Below are 20153 nucleotides of genomic sequence, written 5' to 3' on the forward strand. Positions count from 1 at the left end.
GCGGGGGCGGTCAGGTCCGCTCCCAGCCCTTCTCGATCGTCCATACCGCGAAGGCGTAGTCGTGGGCGACCTCCTTCAGGTAGTCGAACCGGCCTGACGCCCCGCCGTGTCCGGCCTCCATGTTGATCTTCAGGAGCACCGGCCTGCCTGAGGTCGTGGCCGGCCGCAGCTTCGCCACCCACTTTTCCGGCTCCCAGTAGGTGACGCGGGGGTCTGACAGCCCGCCGGTGGCCAGCACCGCCGGATAGGCCTTGGCCTCGACCTGGTCGTAGGGGCTGTAGCTCATCATGTAGTCGTAGGCGTCGGGGTCCTCGATCGGGTTGCCCCATTCGGGCCATTCCGGCGGCGTCAGCGGCAGGCTGGTGTCGCTCATGGTGTTGATCACGTCCACGAACGGCACCTGGCCGATCACGCCGGCCCAGAGGTCGGGCCGCAGGTTGTTGACCGCTCCCATCAGCAGCCCCCCGGCCGATCCGCCCTGCGCCACGATGTGCCCGGCCTTGCCGTAGCCGGTGGAGATGAGGTGTTCGGCCGCGGCGATGAAGTCCGTGAAGGTGTTCTTCTTGGTCATCCTGCGGGCGTTGAGGAACCAGTTCCAGCCCTTGTCCGAGCCGCCGCGGATATGGGCGATGGCGTAGATCCAGCCCCGATCCACCAGCGACAGCCGGTTTGTCGAGAAGCTCGCCGGCATCGGAATGCCGTAGGAGCCGTAGCCGTACAGCAGCAGCGGCGCCGAGCCGTCCACCGGCGTCGACTTGCGGCGCAGCACCGTCACCGGCACCAGCTCGCCGTCCGAAGCCGGGGCGTTCAGCCGCTCGACCACATAGTCGGCCGGGTCGTGCCCCGACGGCACCTCCTGCACCTTGCGCAGGGTCCGCTCGCGGGTCTTCAGGTCGTAGTCGTAGGTCGAGGTCGGCGTCGAGGGCGAGTTGTAGCCGTAGCGCATGATCGAGGCGTCGAACTCGGACGCACCGCCGAGGGACAGCGAATAGGCCGGTTCGTCGACGGCGATCTCGTGCTCGGCGCCGGCGCGGTCGCGGATGATGATGCGGGTGTTGGCGTCGGCGCGTTCCTGGCGGGCGATGAAGTCCTTCACCAGCGCCACGCCCTCGATGTAGCGGCCCGGCGTGTGCGGGACGAGGTCGGTCCAGTTGGCCTTGCCGGGGCTGGCGGTGGGCGCCTCGACGATCTTGAAGTCGATCGAGTCGTCGGCGTTGGTGCGGATCACCCAGCGGTCGCCCCAGTGGTCGGCGTCGTACAGGCGGGCCACCTGCCGCGGCTCCAGCACCAGCGGCGCGACGGTCGGGTCGGCGGCGGGGATGACGCGGGCTTCCGAGGTCTCCTGATTGGCGATGGAGATGACCACAAAGGCGTCGTCGGACGTGCGGCCGACGCTGATGAACATCCCCTCGTCGGCTTCCTCGTAGACGAGTGTCGTCTCGCCCCCGCGGGCGGGGCGGCGGAAAATCTTGTCGGGCCGGCCGTTGTCGTCGCGGTTGGTCCAGAAGACCCACTGGCTGTCGGGCGAGAAGGTGAAATTGCCGGTCGCCGAGCCGATGGGATCGGGCAGCACCTCACCGGAGCTCAGGTCCTTGACGAAGATCTGGTGGACCTCGGAGCCCTGGGCGTCCTCGGCGTAGGCGAATAGGGCGTGGTCGGGGCTGTGTTCGGCGGCGCTGACCTCGGAATAGGCCTTGCCGGCGGCGAGGGCGTTGGCGTCCAGTAGCAGCTGCGGGTCGCCGGCGCCGGTGCGCGGTTTGCGCATGAACCGCGGGTGCTGATCGCCCGTCCGGTACTCGGTGTAGTACTCCCAGCCCCCGTCCGGTGACGGCACCGAGCTGTCGTCCTCCTTGATGCGCCCCTTCATCTCCTCGAACATCTGCGCCTGCAGCGGCAGGGTCGAGGCCATCATCGCTTCGCGGTAGGCGTTCTCGGCGGTCAGGTGTTCCTTGACGTCGGCCTTGATCAGGGTCGGGTCGCGCAGGACGGCCTGCCAATTGTCGTCCTTCATCCACTGATAGTCGTCGACCCGGACGCGGCCCAGCTGTTCGATCCGCACCGGAATCTTCTTCGCGACGGGCGGGACGGGGGCGGTCTGAGGCATCGAGGCTCCGGTGGAGTTCGCCCGGGCGGGCAGGGCGGTCGCCGCCAGCGCGGCGGAGGCGGTGGCGATCAGGTCGCGGCGGTTCATCGTACAGGCCCCCCGTTTGCGCAACAGGACGGGACCTTGTGCGAGCGACGCCGCCGCCGTCAAATGAACAAAGAGCCGCCGCGTCATCTCGCCATGTTCGATCTCCAGATCCCGCCCGAATCCCTTCAGGAGACGCCTCCGCCGGCGCTGACCGCGCCCGCTTGGGACCTGACGGTCGGCCTGATCGCCGCCACCGTTCAACTGGACCAGCGCAACGCCGATCCGTCGACGCGGCGGGTCGGGACCGGGTTCCTCATCGACGCGCCGCGTCCCGACGGAACGCCGCGCACAGTGCTGGTCACCGCCCAGCATGTGCTGAACGGCATGGCCTCGCCGGACGCGCGCATCGGCTGGCGGGTGCAGATGCCGGAGGGCGGCTGGAAGTTCGCGCCCGAGCCGCTCCGCATCCGGCGCGAGAACGGGGATCCGGTCTGGACCCGGCATCCGGTGCGCGACATCGCGGTGATGGAGGTCTCGGCCCCGCCGGTCTTCGCCCGCGCCGCCATTCCCCTCGGCTGGCTCGCCGAAGCCGAGGCGCTCGACGCCTGGCAGGTCGGCCCGGGCGACGAACTGTTCACCCTCGGATATCCGCGCGGCTATTCGTCCAACACAGCGGGCTTTCCGATCCTGCGTGTCGGGCGAGTGGCTTCGTGGCCGCTGACGCCGATCGAGTCGTTCCCGGTGTTCCTGCTCGACTTTCCCGTCTTCCCCGGCAACTCGGGCGGGCCGGTGTTCTGGACGCCCGCGGCGCGCAAGGCTCCAGGCGCGATCCAGCCCGAACATCCCTTCATCGCAGGCGTGCTGGTGTCGGAGGTGAGACCGGGCGACGAGCCCCTCGGCATCGGCATCGTCGCCCACGCCGCCTATGTGCGCGAGACCATCGCCCTGCTGGACGCGCCCGCGGGACCCTGATCAGCCGGCCAGCACCTCCGCGCTCATCCGCTCCAGCAGGTCGCCGCCCTGTCCGACCGCGGCCAACCGGCTGGAGACGTGACCCAGGACATTGGCGGCGTAGACCTCATAGAGGGTGATCCGCCCTTGCAGCCAGGCGGCATCGCCGTCGCCGGCGTCCAGGCGGACCCCCGCGGCGAGGGCGCCCCTGGCCAGCATCCAGCCGCCGACCACGTCGCCGAGCAGCTTCAGATAGGCGTCGGCCCCGGCCAGCACGTCAGCAGCCCGCGCCGGGTCGGCCTTGGCGTCCAGCAGCCACAGGGTGGCGTCCTCGACGGCCTCGATCGCATTCGCGAACCGTTCGACCGGCTTGCCGGAATACAGCCGCGGCAGCACGGCCAGCGTCGCCTTCATGTCGGCGATCAGCTCGCGCGCCGACCGCCCGCCGTCCTGACCCAGCTTGCGCCCGACCAGATCCATGGCCTGGATGCCGTTGGTGCCTTCGTAGATCGGGGCGATGCGGGCGTCGCGATAGTGCTGGGCCGCGCCGGTCTCCTCGATGAATCCCATGCCTCCGTGGACCTGAACGCCCATCGAGGCGACCTCGACGCCGACGTCGGTCGACCAGGCCTTGGCGATGGGAGTGAACAGGTCCTCGCGGCCCTTCCAGCGCCGGCGCTCCTCTTCCGTGCCCGCGTGCTTGGCCAGATCGGCGGCGACGCCGGTCGACAGGCAGATGGCGCGGGCGGCGGCGATCCTGGCCTTCATCACCGACAGGGTCCGGCGTACGTCGGGGTGGTCGATGATCGGGGCGTTGGCCTCGCCGGTCCAGGCCGACCGGCCCTGGCGCCGCTCGAGTGCATACTCCAGCGCCTGTTGGTAGGCGCGCTCGGCGATGCCGACGCCCTCGACGCCGACGGCCAGCCGGGCGGCGTTCATCATCACGAACATATGGGCCAGGCCCTGATTGGGCTGGCCGACCAGCTCGGCGGTGGCGTCCTCATAGGCCATGACGCAGGTCGGCGAGGCGTGGATGCCCAGCTTGTGTTCGACTCCGACAGGGCGGAAGGCGTTGCGCTCGCCCAGCGTCCCGTCCGGCTTCACGAGGTATTTGGACGCGAGGAACAGGCTGATGCCCTTCGGCCCCGGCGGGGAGTCGGGGAGGCGGGCCAACACCATGTGGACGATGTTGTCGGTGGCGTCGTGGTCGCCCCAGGTGATGAAAATCTTCTGGCCGGTCAGGGCGTAGGTCCCGTCGCCGTTCGGAACCGCCGTGGCGGTCAGGGCGCCGAGGTCCGAGCCCGCCTGCGGCTCGGTCAGGACCATGGCCCCGGTCCATTCGCCGGACACCAGTTTCGAGAGGTAGGTCGCCTTCTGGGCGTCGGTCCCGACCGCCTCCAGCGCCTCGATCGCCGCCAGCGACAGCATGGGGCACAGGCCGAAGGCCATGTTGGCGGCGTGCACGGTCTCATAGGCCGCCAGCTCCAGCGCCTTGGGCAGTTGCTGGCCGCCGGCGTGGGCGGGGGCGGACAGGCCCGTCCAGCCGCCCTCGGCGAACTGGCGGTAGGCGTTTGCGAAGCCGGGAGCGGCGGTGACCGAACCGTTGGCGTAGGCCGCGCCCTTCTGGTCGCCGATCCGGTTGAGCGGCGCCAGCACGCCCTCGGAGAACTGACCCGCGGCCTCGAGCACCGCCGCCATCACCTCGGCGTCATAGTCCGGGAAGGCCCCCGTGGCGGAAACCGCATCGATCCCCGCCACTTCGGTCAGGGTGAAGATCAGGTCGCGGACGGGGGCGCGGTAGGTCATCGGCTCGGCTCTCGAAACTGTGCGCCTGTTCATGCCGCCTTGCCGCGGGGTCAGGCAAGGCGCGGCTTGGCGAAGCGTTTGGTCTGGGGCAGGTTGGGGCGGCGCCTGAGAGGGAGGAAGACCGTGGCCGAGCCGCGCAACCGCTATTCGACCGTTTCGCTGATCCTGCACTGGCTGATCGCCGCGCTGGTCGTGACCCAGATCATCCTGATCCAGGCCCATGAGGCGACCGACGGCCCGATCTCGCGCGAGTTCGTCAACATCCACAAGTCGGTGGGCCTGAGCATCCTGGTGCTGACTCTGATCCGGCTGGGCTGGCGCATCGCCAATCCGGCCATTCCGCTGCCCGCCGAGACGCCGCGCTGGCAGAAGCTGGCGGCGCGGGCGACCCACGTGCTGTTCTATGTCTTGCTGATCGCCATGCCGCTGGTCGGCTGGGCCGCCTCCTCGGCCGCCGGTCGGGACATCCTCTTCTTCGGCCTGTTCGAATGGCCGGCGCTGCCCATCGGCGGGGGCCGCGACACGGCGCGTGACCTGATGGACCTGCACGAGACGGCGGCGAAGCTGCTGATCGCCCTGGTCGTCCTGCACATTCTCGGGGCGCTGAAGCACCAGTTCGTCGACCGCGACAACGTCCTGCACAGGATGATCCCGCTGATTCCTCGCCGCGCGTGAGGCGCCGCGCGCTGCTCATCGGCGTTCTGGCTTTCGGACTGGCCGGGGCCGCGCCGACGCCATGGGTGGTGATCCGCGACGCCTCGAGCATCGAACTGACGGTGCGGGCGCTGGGGGTCCCGCATCGCGGACAGTTCGAGGACTGGCGCGGCGACATCACCTTCGATCCCGCGGCCCCCGGGCGGACGCGGGCGACCGTGGTGGTTCAGGCGGCCTCCCTGCGCATGGGTTCAGGGTCCCTGACCCGTCGCGCCACCGGGCCGGGCATGCTGGACAGCGCCAGCCATCCGGTCATCCGCTTCGATCTCCGCTCGCTGGAATCCGTCAGCGCCGACCGGTACTCGGCCAGGGCCGACATCACGATGAAGGGGCGGACCCGCCCCGTCAGCTTTCCGCTGGACTTGCGCGTCACCGGCGACCGGGCGCATCTGACCGGCGCGTTCACACTCGACCGCACGGAATTCGGAATAGGAACCGCAGGCGCGTGGAACAGGATGGTCGGCCGCGAAGTGACGGTGCGGGTTTCGCTGCAGGCGCGGCGGGCCTAGGGGCCACGGACGCCCAGGCGGCCGAGGCGCTGGCCGCCGGCGGTCTGGTCATCCTGCCGACCGAGACGGTCTACGGCCTCGCCGCCGACGCCGGGAACGCCGCCGCTGTCGCCGCCATCTTCGAGGCCAAGGGCCGGCCGCGCTTCAACCCGCTGATCGCCCATGTCGCCGACGCCGTGGCGGCCGAGAGCATCGCCGTGTTTGACGCCCGGGCGCGAGCCTTGGCCGAGGCGTTCTGGCCGGGTCCCCTGACCATCGTCGCGCCGGTGCGGGACCGTGGGCGGGTCTGCGACCTTGCCCGCGCCGGACTGGACAGCGTCGCCGTGCGGGTGCCGGGTCACCCCCGGGCGCGGGGGGTGATCTCGGCTTTCGGCAAGCCGGTCGTTGCGCCGTCGGCCAACCGCTCGGGCCGGCCGAGTCCGACGACCTTCGAGGACGCGCTGGAGGAGACCGGCTTCGCCGCCGCCGACGCCGTGGACGGCGGCCCCTGCGCGGTCGGAGTCGAGAGCACGGTGGTCTCGGTGCTGGACGGCCGCGTCGCCCTGCTTCGCCCCGGCTCGGTCACCCGCGAGGAAATCGAGGCCGTGGTCGGTCCGCTCGATGCGGGTGGGGAGGGGCATCGCTCCCCCGGCCGCACCGCGCTGCACTATGCCCCGGACGCGCCGGTTCGGATCAACGCCGAGGCGGCGGGGGAGGGCGAAATCCTGCTCGGCTTCGGCCCCGGCGTGGGCGACCGCCGCTGGAGCCTCAGCCCCTCCGGCGACCTGCGCGAGGCGGCGGCCAACCTGTTCCGGATGCTGCGCGAAGCCGACCGCGAAAAGCCGACGGGCATCGCGGTGTCGCCCATCCCGGCGCACGGCCTGGGCGAAGCGATCAACGACCGGCTGAAGCGCGCGGCAGGGTATGTCGGCTAAGGCCGATTTCGACCCGTTGCGGATTAAGCGCTTTCGAGGAGTTGGCTCTGATTGGAGGTGGCTTCGCTGATCGGTTGCAGACGATCGGCGGGTTCGACTACGCTCCCGGTATGGAAAATTCGAGACGGGCTATTGCGGCCTTGGGAGCGGGACTGCTGACCCTGGTCGTCCTGAATGCCTGCTCCCGCGCTCGAGCCGTCGAGATTGGGTCAGAGGTGAGAGGCGTGTCGCTTGCCGCCGTGTCCGACCTTCCCCGCTCGCCCGAAAGCGGCGCCATGGATGAATACTGCGAAGGCTATCGCGCGACCGACCTCACCGCGACCGGGCGCGCGGTCGCAGAGCGGGGCTGGATCGTGACGTCCGAGGCGCCCTTGGGTCGGTACCGGGTGGTGACCTTCGCCAGCGGCTTCGACCCGGGCACGAGCGCCGTTTGCACGGCCCGCAACGGGAACATTGGCGTCTTCGACGGAACGCGGCTCGTCGGCTTGGCCTATTCGCCGCGCGGGTCGGACACGACCTTGGGGGCGGTGGAGCCGATGGAAAACGGGGCCCTGCTGGTCTGGGGCGGCGACTATCCGGCCCCGCCGCTGGGCGAACTGCATCTGGATGAGGACCATCCGCGTCTGACGGGCGTCGCCCCGGAGCGGACCTTCTGTCGCCGAACCGCGACCGTGCCGAACGTCTATGGCAAGTCGATCGAGGTCGCGCGGGCCGAGCTCATCGCGTACGGCTGGCGGCCGCTTCCTCAGACCGGGAATGAGAGGGAATACAGCGGGGTGGAGCGACTGACCCGTCGCGGCGTGATCGAGGTGGAAGCCTGTTCAGGGACGGGGATGGGTTACTGCGCCCTCAAATACCAAGGTACTGGCGGCGTACTGGACGTGATGACCGCCGGCGACGACGACCGAGTGCTGAGCTATGGCGTCACCTGCTCGGGCGACTAATCAGAACTCCAACCTGATCGCTGCGCCTCGATAGCCGCTTTCCATCCTCAGCGGCCACAACGCATCAGCGGAAACGCCCCCTACTGCGCCGTCCAGCCGCCGTCGATGGAGAAGCTGGCTCCGTTGGCCGACGCTCCCAGATCCGACACCAGATACAGCATCATCCCGGTCAGCTCGTCCGTCGTCACGAACCGCTTGGTCGGCTGCGAGCCGAGGATGACGTCCTTCAACACCTGCTCCTTCGACACGCCGCGCGCCCGGGCCTGGTCGGCGATCTGCTTCTCGACGATCGGCGTCTCGACATAGCCGGGGCACAGGGCGTTGCAGGTGATGCCGTCCTGCGCCACTTCCAGCGCGACCGTCTTGGTGAAGCCGATGACGCCGTGCTTGGCCGCGACATAGGCCGACTTGAACGGGCTGGCGACGAGGCCGTGGGCCGAAGCGACATTGATGATCCGGCCGCGGCCCTGCGCCTTCATGATCGGGATCGCCGCCCGCGTCGCATAGAAGGTCGACGACAGGTTGATGGCGATGATCTGCTCCCACTTGTCGGACGGGAATTTCTCCACCGCCTCGACATGCTGGACGCCGGCGTTGTTGATCAGGATGTCGACGCGGCCCAGCTGGTGCTTGCCGTAGGCGACCATGTCGGCGACCTCGTCGCCGCGCAGCATGTTGGCGGCGTGGTAGCGGACGCGGACGCCGCAGCTGGCCTCCAGCTCGGCCCGAGTCCGCTCGATCTCGGAGGGATCGCCGAGGCCGTTCAGGACCACGTCGCCGCCGCGCGAGGCGATGGCGCGAGCAAAGGCCAGGCCGATGCCGGAGGTCGAGCCCGAGATCACCGCCACCTGACCCTTGAGGTCGCCGATGTCGCGGAAGGGCGCGCTTTCGGCTTCCGAGCCGTCACCGCGTTTGGGCCACTGGAACATTGAGGTCTCGTCCGTCTGTCTCTGCCATCAGCCTAGCCGTTCGCGCTTGCGAAGGCGACAGGCCTCAAGAATTTCCTGTTCTGGTGAATATCCAGTCCGTTTCCGTCGAGGCGGCCTTGTCGAAGCGGTAGCCGTCGCGGTCAAAGCCCTTCAGCTCCGCGGCCCGCTCGATGCGCTCGTCGACGGCGAAACGCGCCATCCCGCCGCGCGCCCTCTTGGCGAAGAAGGAAATGATGCGGCTTTCGCCGTCCTTCGATTCGCGGAAATGCGGCGTCACCACGGGCAGTTTCAGAGCCTTGGCGTCGACGGCGCCGAAATATTCCTGGCTGGCGAGGTTCACCAGCGTCCGGTCGGCCATGCCCTCGGCCTCGGCGTTGAGGCATTTCGAGATGCGGTCGCCCCAGAAGTCGTACAGGCTGGACCCGCGCCGGGTCTTCAGCCGCGTCCCCATTTCGAGTCGGTAGGGCTGGATGCGGTCGAGCGGCCGCAGAAGTCCGTAGAGGCCGGACAGAATGCGGATGTGGTTCTGGGCGAAGGCGAGGCCGTCACGATCCAGCTCGCGCGCCTTGAGCCCCTCGTAGACGTCGCCCGCGAAGGCGAACGCCGCCTGCACGCCATCCGTCGACGCAGCGTCGAAGGCCTGGAAGCGTTCGCGGTTCAGCCGCGCCAGATCGTCGGAAATCCCCATCAGCCGGCGCAGCTCGGCCACGGTGCGGGCGCGGGCGGTGCGGGCCAGCGACGCCGTGTCCTCACGGAAGCGTCGCTCCGAGGCGGGGAGGGCGGGGTCGGCTTCGGTGAAATCCAGCCGCTTGGCCGGGGACAGGACGATCAGCAATTCAGCACTCCGGCGGCGAGGAGGCCCCGAATAGGCCGCTTCGCGCGCGAATTGAACCGGCGAGGCCTGCGACCGGCCGTTCAGGCCCTCCGCTCGTACAGCGCCGCCAGCACCGCCGGCAGGCTCTCCGGCAGGTCTTCGGCGATCACCCCGGGGCCGAACCTCCGCGCCGCCTCGGCGTGCAGCCAGGCCGCCGCGCGGGCCGCGTCGAAACTGTCCATCCGCTGTGCCACCAGGCCGCCGATCATCCCCGCCAGCACGTCACCGGCTCCGGCTGTCGCCAACCACGGCGTGCCGTTGCCGTTGACCGCGATCCGCCCGTCCGGCGCGGCGATCACCGTCGCCGGCCCCTTCAGCAGCACCACCGCGCCCGCCCGCCGCGCCGCCTCGGCCGCCGCCGCCTCGCGCCCGACCTCCAGCAGATCGGGGAACAGCCGTCTGAACTCGCCCTCGTGCGGCGTCAGCACGTCGTCGCGGTCCAGCACCTCGAACAGCTCGTCGGGAAAATATTCGAAAGACGTCAGCCCGTCGGCGTCGATGACCAGCGCTGCGCCCGTCTCCGCCAGGGCGCGCAGATTCGTCGTCGTGGCGTCGCCGACGCCCGCGGCCGGGCCGATCACAACCGAGTCCATGCCCCGCGCCTCGTGGGCCAGCGCCTCGGGCGAGCCGAACGAGGTCAGCATGATCGCCTCCAGCGCCGGTGCGATCACCGCCGCCGCATCCGGCGGGCACAGGACGCGGACCAGGCCCGCTCCGATGCGCAGTCCTGCTCGCGCCGCCAGCCGCGCCGCCCCCGTCTGGGTCGCCTTGCCGGACACAACGCCCAGCCGTCCGCGCGCGTGCTTGTGCGTCTCCGGGCCGGGCCAGGGGAAGCTGTCGCGCCAATCCGGCAGAGAGGGCCCGCTCACCGCGTATCGTCTCCGTTCACGGATGGCGCCGGACGCTGAAAAAGGCTTGCCTTATTGTGCAATGCAATGTCCCTTTACCGCCCGAGCGCGCGGCGTATTAAGCCCGCCTGGGATCGCCGATGAAAAAGATCGAAGCCGTCATCAAGCCGTTCAAGCTCGATGAAGTGAAGGAAGCGCTCCAGGACGCCGGGGTGCAAGGCATGACCGTGCTGGAGGCCAAGGGATATGGTCGCCAGAAGGGCCATTCCGAACTCTATCGTGGAGCCGAATACGTCATCGACTTCCTGCCCAAGATCAAGATCGAGGTGGTGGTCCCCGACGACATGGTTTCCTCGGTCATCGACGCCATCCAGACCGCCGCGCGCACCGGCAAGATCGGCGACGGCAAGATTTTCGTCTCCGACGTCCTCGACGTCATCCGCATCCGCACCGGCGAAACAGGGGCCCAGGCCGTCTGACCGCCAAGACCACCGGCCGCCCTTCGGAGCGGCCGTTTCTCTTCCTCCCCCAAGAAACGGACCCTCGAAATGAGCGCCAGGAAAATCCTCTCGGAGATCAAGGAGAAGGACGTGAAGTACGTCGATCTCCGCTTCACCGACACCAAGGGCCGTATGCAGCACGTCACCTTCGACATCGACCTGGTCGACGAGGAGTTCCTTGAGGACGGGACCATGTTCGATGGCTCGTCGATCGCCGGCTGGAAGGCGATCAACGAGTCCGACATGCTGCTCAAGCCCGACCTGAACGGGTGGTGGATCGATCCGTTCTACCAGCAGACCACGCTGTTCCTGTTCTGCGACGTGCTGAACCCGGACACCGGAGAACCCTACAACCGCGACAGCCGCTCGATGGCCAAGAAGGCGCTGGCCTACGTCCAGTCGTCGGGCGTGGGCGACACCGTCTTCTTCGGGCCGGAAGCGGAGTTCTTCATCTTCGATGACGTCCGCTGGAGCACGGCGCCGCACGACACCGGCTACACCTACGATTCGATCGAACTGCCGGCCAATACGGGATCCGAATATTCCGAGGGCAACATGGGCCACCGGCCCGGCCACAAGGGCGGCTATTTTCCCGTCAACCCGACCGACAGCGCCCAGGACCTGCGCAGCGAGATGCTGGGCGTGATGCGTGACCTCGGCATGCAGCCCGAGAAGCACCACCACGAGGTCGCCCCGGCCCAGCACGAATTGGGCCTGAAGTTCAGCGACCTGCTGACCATGGCCGACCGGACCCAGCTCTACAAATACGTCATCCACAATGTCGCCGCCGCCTACGGCAAGTCGGCGACCTTCATGGCCAAGCCGACCTTCGGCGACAACGGCTCGGGCATGCACGTGCACCAGTCGATCTGGCGCGATGGCAAGCCGCTGTTCGCCGGCGACAAATACGCGGGTCTGTCGGACCTGTGCCTCTGGTACATCGGCGGCATCATCAAGCACGCCAAGGCCATCAACGCCTTCGCCAACTCGACCACCAACTCCTACAAGCGGCTGGTCCCCGGCTACGAGGCGCCGGTCAAGCTGGCCTATTCGTCGCGCAACCGCTCGGCCTCGATCCGCATCCCGTGGGTCAACTCGCCCAAGGCCAAGCGCATCGAGGCGCGCTTCCCCGATCCGATGGGCAATCCCTATCTGACCTTCGTAGCCCTGCTGATGGCGGGCCTCGACGGCATCGAGAACCGCATCGACCCCGGCGCGCCGGCCGACAAGAACCTCTACGACCTGCCGCCGGAAGAGCGCGGCAACATTCCCGAGGTGTGCGGCTCGCTGAAGGAGGCGCTCGACAGCCTCGACAAGGATCGGGCCTTCCTCAAGAAGGGCGGCGTCATGGATGACGACTTCATCGACAGCTACATCGAACTGAAGATGGAAGAGGTGATGCGGCTGCAGCTGCACCCGCACCCGGTCGAATACGACATGTACTACAGCTGCTGATCGACAGGCGCGGCCGACACGAAAAAAGGCGCCGGACGGGAAGCCGTCCGGCGCCTTTCTGTCTCCAGCGGCGAAAACCTAGCGGTTGGTCGTCTCGACCTCGATGCCGTCTTCGCCGGCGCGGACGGTCGTGCTGTCGCCTTCGCGCCGGTCGCGTTCGATGACGACCGGAGGCGTGGGCACGGCCACTTCCCGCTCCACGACGACGGGATCGGCCGGAACCTCGCGTTCGATGACGGTGGTCTGGGAGCCCTCGGCGGCGGTCTCGGTCGCGGTGTCGGCGTCGTTGTCGGCCGGGGTGCAGGCGGCCGCGCCAAGCGCCAGGGCGCTGAAGGAAACGAGGGCGGTGAAGCGGAGAATTCTCATGGCGGGCTCCTGAAAGGGGACCCGGCGCAAACGGTCACGCTCGATTCGGGTTCCGGTCAGCCCGCCGTCGCCTCCGGCGCGTCGACTTTCTTGCGCCGGAATTCGATCAGCCGAACGCACCAGATCGACACCTCGTAGAGCAGCACCAACGGCACGGCGAGCATCAGCTGGCTGATCGGGTCCGGCGGGGTGACAACCGCCGCGACCACCACCACGCCGACGATGGCGTAGCGGCGGCCTTCGGCCATCACCTTCGAACTGATGATGCCGGCCAGGCCCAGCAGCGTCATCACCACCGGCAGCTGGAAACAGAGGCCGAACGCCAGCAGCAGGGCGGTGACCAGGTTCAGATAGTCCGACACCTTCGGCAACAGGGCCGCCGACACGCCGCCGCCCGAGATCTGCTGGCTCAGCGAGAACCACATGACGAACGGCAGCATCACGAAATAGACCAGCGCCGCTCCCAGCAGGAACAGCAGCGGGGCGGCGATGAGGAAGGGCAGGAAGGCGCCCTTCTCGTTGCGGTACAGGCCGGGGGCCACGAATTTGTAGAGCTGCCAGGCGAGGATCGGAAAGGTGACGACGATCGCGCCGAAGCCGGCGAGCTTCATCTTGGTGAAGAGGAATTCCAGCGGGGCCGTATAGATGAGGTTGACCATCTGGCCGTCGACCACGGGCAGGGGCTTGAGGCCCGCGGTGCCGAGGATCAGGTCGAGCGGCGACACATGCCCCCCCGGCCCGACGGCCGAATGGAAGGCGGCGGCGGCGGCGAACGGCTTGACCAGGAAGATGTACAGGGGCTCGGCGAAGGCGAAACACAGGATGAAGCCCAGCACGAACGCGGCCACGCAGATCATCAGCCGCCCTCGCAGCTCGATCAGGTGATCCATTAAGGGCGCGCGCGAGGCCTCGATCTCCTCCTCGTCGCGGTCCAGCCGGCTCACAGGTCCACCTTGCGGGCGCGAATGGGCCGGGACTTGCCCCCGGCCGCCTTGATCGAGGCCTCAGGCGCGGCCGTCTTGGTCGCGCGCTTCGTCGCCGGCTTGGCGGCGGTCGCCTTGGCGGGCCCCGCCCCCGCTTTCGGCCTGGCCTTGGCCTTAGGCTTCGCGGCGGGCGCGACCGGCTCCAACGGCTCCATGACCGGTGCGCCATCGGGCCATTCATCCGGGCCGGTCAGGGCCGGCTGGGCCGCCGGCGCAAGGAGCGGCTTGTTGAGGTCGTCGCGGATGTCCCGGAAGGCCGCATCGGCTTCGGCGCCGAGCGGGACCATGCCCCGACCGGTGCGCAGCGCCTCGACCTCCTTGCGCAGCTCGTCGAGTTCCGACTGCCGCGCCATCTCGTCGAAGCTGGAGCGGAACTCATTGGCCATGGCGCGCGCCCTGGCCATAGCCTTGCCGACCTTGCGCATCAGCACGGGAAGGTCCTTCGGTCCCACGACCAGAAGAGCCACCAGGCCGATGACAAGGATTTCAAGCCCGCCGATGCCGGGGCCAAGTCCACCCATCCGTCAGTCTCTCCGACGCGCGTACGGGCTTACGACTTGAGGTCTTCTTTTTCCGACTCGGTGCGCGGCAGGGCGCCGGCGCGCTCGTCGCGCGGCTTGTCTTCATCCGTGTCCTTCAGCCCGTCGCGGAACGCCCGCACGCCCTTGGCCGCGTCGCCCATCAGGCTGGACAGCTTGCCGCGGCCGCCGAAGACGACGACCACCACCAGAACCACCAGGGCCCAGTGCCAGATGCTCATTGCGCCCAAGACGATTTCTCCTCGTTCGGACCGATCCGCGGCCCGTCCCAAAACTCTCGCCGCATATAGGCCGTTCAGTGGCGCGACGCCAAGCGAACCTGATAGGGACGCGCGCATGAGTCACGTGATCATCCACACCGACGGCGCCTGTCGCGGCAATCCGGGTCCCGGCGGCTGGGGCGCCGTGCTCCAGACCGGCGGCGGTCACGAGAAGGAGTTGTGGGGCGGCGAGGCGCTGACCACGAACAACCGCATGGAGTTGATGGGCGCCATCATGGCGCTGGAGGCCCTGACCCGGCCGTGCCGCGTCGATCTGCACACCGACAGCAAATACGTCATGACCGGCATCACCGAATGGATCCGGGGCTGGAAGGCGCGCGGCTGGAAGACGGCCGACAAGAAGCCGGTCAAGAACGAGGACCTGTGGAAGCGCCTCGACGCCGCCCGCGCCCGCCACGAGGTCAAGTGGCACTGGGTCAAGGGCCACGCTGGCCACGAACTGAACGAGCGGGCGGACGGCCTGGCGAATCGCGGGATCGACGAGATGAAGGGCTAGACGGGCCGCACCTTCAGCCGCGGTCCGTCGAAGCCTTCGACGATGACGCTCTCGCCGACCAGAGGGGCGGCGCCCTCGATCTCGGCGGGCCATTCGGCGCCCGAGACGAACACCCGGCCGCGGCCGTCGACGAACAGCTGGACCACCTGCGCCCGCTGCCCGATCAGCCGGCTGTCGCGGGCGTTGATGTCGGGCGTGTCGGATGGATTGACCCGCTGGATCAGCCGTCGCGACAGCAGGGTCGCCGCCACCGTCAGCACCGCGAACAGCAGCACCTCGCCCAGCACGCCCAGCGGAAGGCCGAGCGCCGTGACAACGGCCACGACCCCGGCAGCGACCGCCGGCCACAGCAGCCACTCGGTCGAGAAAGCCGCCTCGATGGCCAGCAGGATCACGCCCAGGGCCAGCCAGATCCAGTAGGGCTGGGCCGCGTGCAGTTCAGTCAGCGCTTGCATGGATCAGCTCCCCGGAACGGAGCCGCCGCCGCGCGGGGCGCGGGGGGCGGAGGGGGTGGCGCGAGGGGGCGGCGGAGCAGCCCGGACGTCGGTGCGGCTCTGTTGCTGCTCCTTCGCCAGGCCGACCAGTTCGCCCAGGCCGGCGATGGTGCCGACCAGGCCCGACATCTCGGCCGGCACGATGACCGTCTTGGCCGTCGGGTTGCGGGCCAGTTCCGCAAAGGCCTCGACGTATTTCTGGGCGACGAAGTAGTTGATGGCGTTGACGTCGCCGCGGGCGATGGCCTCGGAGACCATGGCGGTCGCCTTGGCCTCGGCCTCGGCCTCGCGCTCGCGCGCCTCGGCGTCGCGGAAGGCGGCTTCCTTGCGGCCCTCGGCCTGCAGGATGGCCGACTGCTTGGCCCCCTCGGCGCGGGCGATGGCGGCCTGTTTCTCGCCCTCGGCCTCGGTGATCACGGCCCGCTTCTCGCGTTCCGCCTTCATCTGCCGGGCCATCGCGTTGGTGATGTCGGCCGGCGGGGTCAGATCCTTGATCTCGATGCGGTTGACCTTGACGCCCCACGGCTCGGTCGCCGCGTCGATCACCGTCAGCAGGCGCGAGTTGATCGAGTCGCGCTGGAACAGCACCTCGTCGAGCTCCATGGAACCGACCACGGTGCGCAGGTTGGTCATGCACAGCTGGGTGATGGCGTAGGGCAGGTTCTCGACCCGGTAGGCGGCGGCCGAGGCCTCCATCACCTGGATGAAGACGATGGCGTCGACCTTCACCATGGCGTTGTCCTTGGTGATGACCTCCTGCTGGGGCACGTCCAGGACCTGCTCCATCATGTTCATGCGGCGTCCGACCCGCTCGACGAAGGGGGTCAGAAGGCTGATGCCCGGGGCCAGGGTGCGGGTGTATTTTCCGAAGCGTTCCACCGTGAATTCACGGCCTTGCGGCACGATCTTCACGACGCTGAACAGCAGCACGAAGGCCAGCACCACAAGGGCGATGGTGAAGAGAAGCGAGGTGTCCATGATATCTCCTGTCCCGCTCAGGTTAGCAGCCTGTGGCCGCTGCGCCACAGAAACCGGACTGACCGACGATGACATCCCCGTAATAAAAAGGGCGGCCCGTGCAGGGCCGCCCTTCAGGAACTCTCACAGGCGGACCTATTCGCCGACGGTCAGTTCCTCGCCGTCCAGCTCGCAGAAATTCACTCGCGCCACCTGAACCGAGTCGCCGTCGTCGAAGTCGGCGCGGATGTCGTAGACGCACTCCGGCAGGCCGTCGTCGATCGAGATCTCGATGCTTTCTCCGGCCCCCAGCACGTCCTCGCCGAGGATGTCTTCCTCCCAATTATCCGTCGAGGGCAGGGAGATGAACAGTCGCGTCAGGACGTGGTCGGTCTCGTTGTTCAGCGTGAAGTCGATCGAGGCGCTCTGGGCCATGGCCGTCGGCGCGAACAGGGCCACGGCGACGAACGCGGCGGCGAAACGATGGATACGCATGAGTGAAGTCCCCAGCCCGGCCTGTGCCGGCAAGCGCCACCGTTGCACGGCGGGTCTGTCCGGTCACCCGTATTGTGACGCAGCCATTTCGATAATCCGCCGGGTCTCGTCCCAGCCGATCAGCGCCTCGACCTGGTCGAGGGCGACGAAGCGGGCTTCCAGCGCATCGTCGCCCGCCAGCGGCTCGCCCGAAAGCCAGCGCGCTGCATAGTCGATCAGCACGTAGTGGCGACCCGCTTCCGGGAACAGGCCGTCGACGACGTCGACCAGCCCGGTGATCTCCGCCTCGACGCCCGTCTCCTCGCGCAACTCCCTCAGCGCCGCGTCCGCAGCCCGCTCGCCCGGTTCGATCCGCCCGCCGGGCAGGCTCCACTCCCCCTGCTTCGGCGGCCGTCCACGGCGGATCAACAGCACCTCCCCGTCGCGCAGGCAGACGACGCCGACGCATGGCACGGGAGCGGGCAGGGGCGGGGACATGGCCGCCACCGTAGCTTGGCCCTTTCGCCGCGCCCATGACTTTGAGACAACGGGCCATGATCCCGCCGTCCGCCGAAGCCCTCGCCGCTCTCAAATCCGTTCTCGGCGAGGGCGGCTGGACCGACGATCCGACCGAGATCGCGCCCTGGCTGATCGAGTGGCGCAACCGCTGGACCGGCTATACGCCCCTGATGCTGACGCCCCGCTCGACCGAGCAGGTCGCCGCCGCCGTCCGCGTCTGCGCCGAACATCGCATCGCCATCGTCCCGCAGGGCGGCGACACCGGGCTCGTCGGCGGTCAGATCCCCTTCGGCGAGGTCCTGCTCTCGACCCGCAAGCTGCGCGCCATCCGCGACGTCACGCCTCTGGACGACGCCATGACGGTCGAGGCCGGCCTCACCTTGGCGGAGGCCCAGCAGGCCGCCGCCGCCGCCGACCGGATGTTCCCGCTCAGCCTCGCCGCCGAAGGTACGGCCACCATCGGCGGCGTCATCTCGACCAACGCCGGCGGCACGGCGGTGATCCGCTACGGGGTCATGCGCGATCTGGTGTTGGGGCTCGAGGCCGTGCTGCCCGACGGCGAGGTGTTCCATGGCCTCAAACGCCTGCGCAAGGACAACACCGGCTATGACCTGAAGCAGTTGCTGATCGGGGCCGAGGGCACTCTGGGCGTGGTCACCGCCGCCACCCTGAAGCTGTTCCCGGTCATGCGCAGCCGCGCGACCGCCATGGTCGGTCTGGACAGCCCCCGCGCCGCCATCGAGCTGCTGGCCCGCGCCAAGGCCGAGACCGGCGGGGGCGTCGAGGCCTTCGAGCTGATGAAGCGTATCGGCATGGAGTTCGTGCTGGCCAATATCTCCGATACGCGCGAGCCGCTGGAGTCCACCCCGCCCTGGTATGTCCTGATCGAACTGGTCTCCGGCGAGCCGGGCGCCGCCGGGGCGGCTATGGAGCGGCTGCTGTCGCACGCCTTCGAAACCGGCCTGATCACCGACGCCGTTCTCGCCCAGAACGACGCCCAGCGCGCCGCCTTCTGGAAGGTCCGCGAGGAGCAGTCCGCCGCCCAGAAGCCCGAGGGCGGCGGCTGGAAGCACGATGTCTCCGTCCCCGTCTCGCGCATCGCCGATTTCCTCGAAGAGGCTGCCGCCGCCGTGGAGCGCTTCCATCCCGGCGCCCGCGTCAGCGCCTTCGGACATGTCGGCGACGGCAACATCCACTACGACGTGCTCTGCCCGACGGGCGGCGACCGCCCTGCCTTCCTCGCCCGCTGGGCCGAGGGCTCGCAGATCGTCCACGACATCGTCGCCCGCTACGACGGCTCCATCTCCGCCGAACACGGCCTCGGCCGCCTCAAAACCGAAGAAGCCCGGCGCTACAAATCCCCCCTCGAAATCCGCGCCATGCAGGCCGTCCGCTCGGCGCTGGACCCCCACCGCATCATGAACCCCGGCGTGCTGTTCTGAGTTCGAAGGGCGGTGCGCTTGCCCCTCCGCCCCGATCGTCCTACCCCTCCGCCCTCGATTCACGCCCCGGAGCCCGCCCATGACCCTCGCCCTGCTGTTCCCCGGACAAGGCAGCCAGTCGGTCGGCATGGGCGCGGCCCTCGCCGACGCCTTCGCGAGCGCCCGCGAGGTCTACGCCGAGATCGACGACGCCCTGGGCCAGAAGCTCAGCCAGCTGATGCGCGAGGGCCCCGAGGACCAGCTGACCCTGACCGAGAACGCCCAGCCGGCCTTGATGGCGGTTTCGTTGGCCGCCGCCCGCGCCCTCAAGGTCGAGTTCGGCGTCGACGTCACCCGCGCCGGCTTCGTCGCCGGCCACTCGCTCGGCGAATACTCCGCCCTGTGCGCCGCCGGCGCGATCAGCCTGTCCGACACCGCCCGTCTGCTGAAGCTGCGCGGTCAGGCCATGCAGCGCGCCGTCCCCGTCGGCCGCGGGGCCATGGCCTCGCTGATCGGTCCGAAAACCGATCTCGCCCTCGCCGAGGAAGCCGCCAAGGCCGGTTCCGAGGTCGGGGTCTGCGTCGTCGCCAATGACAACAATGCCGGCAACATCGTCATCTCCGGCGACAAGGCCGCCGTCGACCGCGCCATCGAAAAGGCCAAGGAGTTGGGCGCGCGCGCCATTCCGCTGAACGTCTCGGCGCCCTTCCATTGCCCGCTGATGCAGCCCGCCGCCGACGAGATGGCCTCCGCCCTGGCCGAGGCGGCCATCCTCGCCCCCGCCGTGCCCGTCGTCGCCAATGTCACCGCCCGACCGGAGACAGACCCCGAGGTCATCCGCCGCCTGCTGATCGAACAGGTCACCGGCCGCGTCCGCTGGCGCGAGAGCATGGAATGGATGGCCGGAGAGGGGTGCGTGACCCGCTTCGCCGAGATCGGCTCTGGCAAGGTCCTGACCGGCATGGCCAAACGCATCGCCCCCGACGCCGAGAGCCTGTCGCTGAACACGCCTGAAGAGCTGGAAGCCTTCGCGAAGTCGCTGGGCTAG

Annotated in this window: 23 protein-coding genes; 10 read left to right on the plus strand and 13 right to left on the minus strand. The window is 68.9% G+C overall.

Translation table 11 applies throughout. The features are described 5' to 3' along the window. Nucleotides 1–10: 10 nt before the first annotated feature. Nucleotides 11–2191, minus strand: coding sequence for a S9 family peptidase (locus tag VEA98_RS07460; protein WP_324812441.1), 2181 nt, complete (start codon nucleotides 2189–2191; stop codon nucleotides 11–13). Between the two features lie 93 nt (nucleotides 2192–2284). On the opposite strand from VEA98_RS07460, the gene VEA98_RS07465 reads away from it, so the two are divergent. Continuing rightward, nucleotides 2285–3103 carry a serine protease gene (locus tag VEA98_RS07465; RefSeq protein ID WP_324812444.1) on the plus strand — a complete coding sequence of 273 codons (819 nt, stop codon included), beginning with the start codon at nucleotides 2285–2287 and terminating at the stop codon, nucleotides 3101–3103. Here the strand turns inward: VEA98_RS07465 and VEA98_RS07470 are convergent, their stop codons facing one another. Next, complete coding sequence (locus tag VEA98_RS07470) at nucleotides 3104–4888, minus strand: acyl-CoA dehydrogenase (RefSeq protein ID WP_324812446.1); 1785 nt, start codon at nucleotides 4886–4888, stop codon at nucleotides 3104–3106. A gap of 123 nt (nucleotides 4889–5011) precedes the next feature. On the opposite strand from VEA98_RS07470, the gene VEA98_RS07475 reads away from it, so the two are divergent. The 4 genes from VEA98_RS07475 (at nucleotide 5012) to VEA98_RS07490 (ending at nucleotide 7969) form a co-directional block, all read left to right on the plus strand. Continuing rightward, nucleotides 5012–5563, plus strand: a complete 552-nt coding sequence (locus tag VEA98_RS07475; protein ID WP_324812448.1) for a cytochrome b — start codon at nucleotides 5012–5014, stop codon at nucleotides 5561–5563. Beyond that, nucleotides 5560–6111 carry a YceI family protein gene (locus tag VEA98_RS07480; protein ID WP_324812450.1) on the plus strand — a complete coding sequence of 184 codons (552 nt, stop codon included), beginning with the start codon at nucleotides 5560–5562 and terminating at the stop codon, nucleotides 6109–6111. Before VEA98_RS07475 ends, VEA98_RS07480 begins: the two co-directional genes overlap by 4 nt. Continuing rightward, complete coding sequence (locus tag VEA98_RS07485; RefSeq protein ID WP_324812453.1) at nucleotides 6048–7025, plus strand: L-threonylcarbamoyladenylate synthase; 978 nt, start codon at nucleotides 6048–6050, stop codon at nucleotides 7023–7025. Before VEA98_RS07480 ends, VEA98_RS07485 begins: the two co-directional genes overlap by 64 nt. 239 nt (nucleotides 7026–7264) lie before the next feature. Further along, the gene (locus tag VEA98_RS07490) at nucleotides 7265–7969 is read left to right on the plus strand and encodes a hypothetical protein (protein WP_324812456.1); all 705 of its coding nucleotides are present in this window, start codon (nucleotides 7265–7267) and stop codon (nucleotides 7967–7969) included. 80 nt (nucleotides 7970–8049) lie between these two features. On the opposite strand, the gene VEA98_RS07495 is transcribed toward VEA98_RS07490, so the two are convergent. The 3 genes from VEA98_RS07495 to VEA98_RS07505 all read right to left on the minus strand — a co-directional run bounded on the left by VEA98_RS07495 (nucleotide 8050) and on the right by VEA98_RS07505 (nucleotide 10641). Then, nucleotides 8050–8898 carry a 3-hydroxybutyrate dehydrogenase gene (locus tag VEA98_RS07495; RefSeq protein ID WP_324812458.1) on the minus strand — a complete coding sequence of 283 codons (849 nt, stop codon included), beginning with the start codon at nucleotides 8896–8898 and terminating at the stop codon, nucleotides 8050–8052. 64 nt (nucleotides 8899–8962) lie between these two features. Then, nucleotides 8963–9733: a peroxide stress protein YaaA gene (yaaA, locus tag VEA98_RS07500; RefSeq protein WP_324812460.1), complete on the minus strand. Its 771-nt coding sequence runs from the start codon at nucleotides 9731–9733 to the stop codon at nucleotides 8963–8965. Nucleotides 9734–9813: 80 nt separating this feature from the next. Continuing rightward, a complete protein-coding gene (locus tag VEA98_RS07505; protein ID WP_324812462.1) occupies nucleotides 9814–10641 on the minus strand; it encodes an NAD(P)H-hydrate dehydratase in 828 nt (275 codons plus the stop codon). Nucleotides 10642–10760: 119 nt separating this feature from the next. On the opposite strand from VEA98_RS07505, the gene VEA98_RS07510 reads away from it, so the two are divergent. Beyond that, on the plus strand, nucleotides 10761–11099 hold the full coding sequence (locus tag VEA98_RS07510; protein WP_324777049.1) for a P-II family nitrogen regulator: 339 nt from the start codon (nucleotides 10761–10763) through the stop codon (nucleotides 11097–11099). Nucleotides 11100–11168: 69 nt separating this feature from the next. After that, nucleotides 11169–12575, plus strand: coding sequence for a type I glutamate--ammonia ligase (gene glnA, locus VEA98_RS07515; protein WP_324812464.1), 1407 nt, complete (start codon nucleotides 11169–11171; stop codon nucleotides 12573–12575). 78 nt (nucleotides 12576–12653) lie between these two features. On the opposite strand, the gene VEA98_RS07520 is transcribed toward glnA, so the two are convergent. From VEA98_RS07520 to tatA, 4 genes are read right to left on the minus strand one after another with little or no spacing between them, the layout of a single operon-like run. Beyond that, nucleotides 12654–12941 (minus strand): hypothetical protein, encoded by a 288-nt coding sequence (locus tag VEA98_RS07520; RefSeq protein WP_324812468.1) that lies wholly within the window; start codon nucleotides 12939–12941, stop codon nucleotides 12654–12656. 56 nt (nucleotides 12942–12997) lie between these two features. Next, nucleotides 12998–13885: a twin-arginine translocase subunit TatC gene (gene tatC / locus VEA98_RS07525; protein ID WP_324812471.1), complete on the minus strand. Its 888-nt coding sequence runs from the start codon at nucleotides 13883–13885 to the stop codon at nucleotides 12998–13000. After that, on the minus strand, nucleotides 13882–14445 hold the full coding sequence (gene tatB, locus VEA98_RS07530; protein ID WP_324812474.1) for a Sec-independent protein translocase protein TatB: 564 nt from the start codon (nucleotides 14443–14445) through the stop codon (nucleotides 13882–13884). Before tatB ends, tatC begins: the two co-directional genes overlap by 4 nt. A gap of 29 nt (nucleotides 14446–14474) precedes the next feature. Further along, complete coding sequence (tatA, locus tag VEA98_RS07535; protein ID WP_324812476.1) at nucleotides 14475–14693, minus strand: twin-arginine translocase TatA/TatE family subunit; 219 nt, start codon at nucleotides 14691–14693, stop codon at nucleotides 14475–14477. A gap of 106 nt (nucleotides 14694–14799) precedes the next feature. Here tatA and rnhA point away from each other — a divergent pair, with 106 nt between their 5' ends. Continuing rightward, nucleotides 14800–15240: a ribonuclease HI gene (rnhA, locus tag VEA98_RS07540; protein ID WP_324812478.1), complete on the plus strand. Its 441-nt coding sequence runs from the start codon at nucleotides 14800–14802 to the stop codon at nucleotides 15238–15240. On the opposite strand, the gene VEA98_RS07545 is transcribed toward rnhA, so the two are convergent. The 4 genes from VEA98_RS07545 to VEA98_RS07560 all read right to left on the minus strand — a co-directional run bounded on the left by VEA98_RS07545 (nucleotide 15237) and on the right by VEA98_RS07560 (nucleotide 17663). Then, nucleotides 15237–15695 carry an NfeD family protein gene (locus tag VEA98_RS07545; RefSeq protein WP_324812481.1) on the minus strand — a complete coding sequence of 153 codons (459 nt, stop codon included), beginning with the start codon at nucleotides 15693–15695 and terminating at the stop codon, nucleotides 15237–15239. The genes rnhA and VEA98_RS07545 overlap by 4 nt on opposite strands. A 3-nt stretch (nucleotides 15696–15698) precedes the next feature. Then, on the minus strand, nucleotides 15699–16712 hold the full coding sequence (locus VEA98_RS07550; RefSeq protein WP_324812484.1) for an SPFH domain-containing protein: 1014 nt from the start codon (nucleotides 16710–16712) through the stop codon (nucleotides 15699–15701). Nucleotides 16713–16847: 135 nt separating this feature from the next. Beyond that, complete coding sequence (locus VEA98_RS07555; protein ID WP_324812486.1) at nucleotides 16848–17186, minus strand: hypothetical protein; 339 nt, start codon at nucleotides 17184–17186, stop codon at nucleotides 16848–16850. A gap of 63 nt (nucleotides 17187–17249) precedes the next feature. Further along, nucleotides 17250–17663 (minus strand): NUDIX hydrolase, encoded by a 414-nt coding sequence (locus VEA98_RS07560; protein ID WP_324812489.1) that lies wholly within the window; start codon nucleotides 17661–17663, stop codon nucleotides 17250–17252. 56 nt (nucleotides 17664–17719) lie between these two features. Between VEA98_RS07560 and VEA98_RS07565 the strand changes: the two genes are divergently transcribed. Both VEA98_RS07565 and fabD read left to right on the plus strand, forming a co-directional pair. Continuing rightward, on the plus strand, nucleotides 17720–19126 hold the full coding sequence (locus tag VEA98_RS07565) for an FAD-binding oxidoreductase (protein WP_324812492.1): 1407 nt from the start codon (nucleotides 17720–17722) through the stop codon (nucleotides 19124–19126). Between the two features lie 79 nt (nucleotides 19127–19205). After that, nucleotides 19206–20153, plus strand: a complete 948-nt coding sequence (gene fabD / locus VEA98_RS07570; protein ID WP_324812493.1) for an ACP S-malonyltransferase — start codon at nucleotides 19206–19208, stop codon at nucleotides 20151–20153.

Source organism: Brevundimonas sp., assembly GCF_035627055.1.
Taxonomy (GTDB): domain Bacteria; phylum Pseudomonadota; class Alphaproteobacteria; order Caulobacterales; family Caulobacteraceae; genus Brevundimonas.

Bases quoted from the DNA above. Each gene is read 5' to 3' on its own strand.
- VEA98_RS07460 (WP_324812441.1), bottom strand. From the start codon at position 2,191: ATGAACCGCCGCGACCTGATCGCCACCGCCTCCGCCGCGCTGGCGGCG.
- VEA98_RS07465 (WP_324812444.1), top strand. From the start codon at position 2,285: ATGTTCGATCTCCAGATCCCGCCCGAATCCCTTCAGGAGACGCCTCCG.
- VEA98_RS07470 (WP_324812446.1), bottom strand. From the start codon at position 4,888: ATGACCTACCGCGCCCCCGTCCGCGACCTGATCTTCACCCTGACCGAA.
- VEA98_RS07495 (WP_324812458.1), bottom strand. From the start codon at position 8,898: ATGTTCCAGTGGCCCAAACGCGGTGACGGCTCGGAAGCCGAAAGCGCG.
- VEA98_RS07510 (WP_324777049.1), top strand. From the start codon at position 10,761: ATGAAAAAGATCGAAGCCGTCATCAAGCCGTTCAAGCTCGATGAAGTG.
- glnA (WP_324812464.1), top strand. From the start codon at position 11,169: ATGAGCGCCAGGAAAATCCTCTCGGAGATCAAGGAGAAGGACGTGAAG.
- VEA98_RS07520 (WP_324812468.1), bottom strand. From the start codon at position 12,941: ATGAGAATTCTCCGCTTCACCGCCCTCGTTTCCTTCAGCGCCCTGGCG.
- tatB (WP_324812474.1), bottom strand. From the start codon at position 14,445: ATGGGTGGACTTGGCCCCGGCATCGGCGGGCTTGAAATCCTTGTCATC.
- rnhA (WP_324812478.1), top strand. From the start codon at position 14,800: ATGAGTCACGTGATCATCCACACCGACGGCGCCTGTCGCGGCAATCCG.
- VEA98_RS07545 (WP_324812481.1), bottom strand. From the start codon at position 15,695: ATGCAAGCGCTGACTGAACTGCACGCGGCCCAGCCCTACTGGATCTGG.
- VEA98_RS07550 (WP_324812484.1), bottom strand. From the start codon at position 16,712: ATGGACACCTCGCTTCTCTTCACCATCGCCCTTGTGGTGCTGGCCTTC.
- VEA98_RS07555 (WP_324812486.1), bottom strand. From the start codon at position 17,186: ATGCGTATCCATCGTTTCGCCGCCGCGTTCGTCGCCGTGGCCCTGTTC.
- VEA98_RS07560 (WP_324812489.1), bottom strand. From the start codon at position 17,663: ATGTCCCCGCCCCTGCCCGCTCCCGTGCCATGCGTCGGCGTCGTCTGC.
- VEA98_RS07565 (WP_324812492.1), top strand. From the start codon at position 17,720: ATGATCCCGCCGTCCGCCGAAGCCCTCGCCGCTCTCAAATCCGTTCTC.
- fabD (WP_324812493.1), top strand. From the start codon at position 19,206: ATGACCCTCGCCCTGCTGTTCCCCGGACAAGGCAGCCAGTCGGTCGGC.